Origin of the sequence: Nocardia sp. NPDC060220, assembly GCF_042727815.1 — a bacterium.
Classification (GTDB): Bacteria; Actinomycetota; Actinomycetes; order Mycobacteriales; family Mycobacteriaceae; genus Nocardia.
In genome coordinates this window covers 1-2,553 of the sequence record NZ_JBHWZY010000924.1, presented here as the reverse complement: position 1 = coordinate 2,553, position 2,553 = coordinate 1, and the positions used below count along the sequence as shown (strand labels likewise).

Annotated in this window: 1 protein-coding gene; it reads right to left on the bottom strand. The window is 69.6% G+C overall.

Features of this window, described 5'->3' with window-relative positions; translation table 11 throughout:
* The coding region (locus ACFWF3_RS31780) for a type I polyketide synthase (protein WP_379317477.1) at positions 1 to 2,553 on the bottom strand (2,553 nt) is incomplete at both ends.

Here is a 2,553-nt window from a genome sequence, read left to right as displayed (position 1 = left end):
ATCTGATCATGAAGCGACCGCTGGCCTCCTCGACGCTCATCGCGACCAACGGCACATCGGGGGCACCCATGATCAGCGGCGCGACGAACCGAACTCCTTCCAGCGCAACCTGTTTGCTGCCGATCCGCGCGGCGGTGGCGCTCAGCGCGGCGTCCAGGTACGCCGCGCCGGGCATGATCTTGACGCCGTTGACGACGTGGTCGGCCAGCCACGGCAGCAGCTCGGTGCCCACCTGCAGCAGCCACTCGGGGCGGCCCTCCACGTCGGGGTCGCCGAGCATCGCGTGCCCGCCGGGTGTGCCGAGGCGGGCCTGCTCGAACAGTGGCAGCGCCGAGTGCAGGCGGGTGCGCTGCCAGGGATAGCGCGGCAGCGGTACGTGCGCGGTGACGCCACGCTCGGCGGGAAACAGCAGTTCACGGTCGAGTACCCCGGCGGCATGCAGACCGACGAGGGTGCGCCGGATGCTGTGCGAATCGGACTGCTCGCGGTCGAGGGTGGGCACCGTGGTGCCGTTCACGTCCGCGTCGACCAGGGCCTCGCGGATATTGCCCGACAGCACCGGATGGGGACCGACCTCGAGGAAGAGCCGGTTGCCCGCGGCGATCAAGCTCGCGATCGCGGCGAAGAACCGCACCGGCTGCCGGACATTCGACCACCAGTACTCGGCGTTCCAGTCGCCGTCGGTGACGAGTTCCCCCGTCACCGAGGAGTACAGCGCCACCGTGGGCGCCTGTGGCGCCAGATCGGCCAGCGCCGTGCGCAGTTCGTCGTGGATCGGATCCATCAGGCGACTGTGATACGGCACCTCGACCCGCAGCCGACGCGCGAATATGCCGTCCTCCGTGAGCTTCTCGGCGATCTCGTCGAGTCGGTCGACGTCGCCGGACAGCGTCAGGGAGGTGGGGCTGTTGATCGCGGCGATGTCGACGCGCGGATCGTCGGCGACAAGCGCGTCGGCCTGTTCCTTGGTCAAGCCGACAGCGAGCATCCCGCCGGTTCCGGCGGTCGTGGCCTGCAGTCGCGCTCGGTGATAGGCCACCCGCACCGCTTCGCGCAGTGTCAGCATGCCGCTGACGTACGCCGCCGACACCTCGCCCACACTGTGTCCGACGATGGCCGCGGGGACGATGCCGTATTCGGCCAGCTCGCGTACCAGGCCCACTTGGACGAGGAAGTTCGCGGGCTGCGCGACCTCGGTGCTGGTCACCCGGGACTCGTCCTCCGGCTTGCTCAGTTCCTCGATGATCGACCAGCCCGCGATCGCGCGAAATTCCGCGTCGATCTCTTCGGCGGTCTCGGCGAACACTCCACCGGCAGCGAGGAGACCGCGGGCCATCTTCCAGTGCTGCGGTCCCATGCCCGAGAAGACGAACACCGGCTCCGCAGCGCTGGAGGACACCGTGCGGCCGGCGTCGCGCCCAGTACCCGAGGCGTACTCGTGCAGTTCACGGACCAGGTCGTCGGTGGAACCGTCGAGGAGTACACCGGTGCGGAACGGGTGGTGCGCCATCCGGGTCCACGCCGCTTCGGCCAGCCTGTCCGGGTCGGCCCCCGCGGTGATCAGGTCGGCGAACCGGCCTGCCAACGCACGCGCGGCACCCGTACTGCGGGCCGAGATGGGCAGAATGCAGAGGTGGCGGGCCGGTTCGGTCGGCGATTCGGGCGCGCGGAACTCCTGCAGGATCGCGTGGGCATTGGTGCCGCCGTAGCCGAACCCGTTGACCGCCACCGACATCGGCGCGGCGTCGGCGGGCAGCGGTTGCGCCTCGGTCTGGATGTGCAAGCCCAGTTCGTCGAACGCGATGTCGGGGTTCGGCTCGTTCAGCCAGCCCTGCGGCGGCAACGTGCGATGTCGCAGTGCCAGTGCGGCTTTGATCACGCTGGCCACGCCCGCGGCGGCCTCGGTGTGACCGATCGTGGCTTTCACCGAGCCGACGCCGATGGTGCCGGTGCGCCCGGACGCGGCACCGAAAACCCGGCCGAGAGCGCGCAATTCGACAGGATCGCCGACCAGCGTGCCGGTGCCGTGTGCCTCCAGGTAGGTGATCTCGTCGGGCGCCAGGCCCGAGCGTTCGCACACGGTGCGGGCCAGCGCCTCCTGCGAGTCGGCGTTCGGCACCGTGATCGCGGTCGTTCGCCCGTCCTGATTCGACCCGGTGGCCTTGATCACCGCGTACACGCGATCACCGTCGCGGACAGCGTCTTCGAGCTTCTTCAGCGCCACCATGCCCGCGCCCTCGCCGCGACCGTAACCGTCGGCGGACGCGTCGAAGGACTTGCAGCGGCCGTCGGTGGCCAGGAAGCCGCCTTTGCACATGAGCACGAAGGTTTCCGGCTGCAGCATCACATTGACCCCGCCCGCCAGCGCGACCTCGCAGTCGTCGTTCTCCAGCGCCTGGCAGGCCAGGTGCAGCGCGACCAGCGACGACGAGCACGCGGTGTCGACGGTGATCGCCGGGCCGACCAGGTTCAGCGCGTAGGCGATGCGGTTGGACAGCATCGTGTAGGAGGCGCTGGCCGGGGTGTGCATGTCGGTGTGGAACAGGGCAGGGC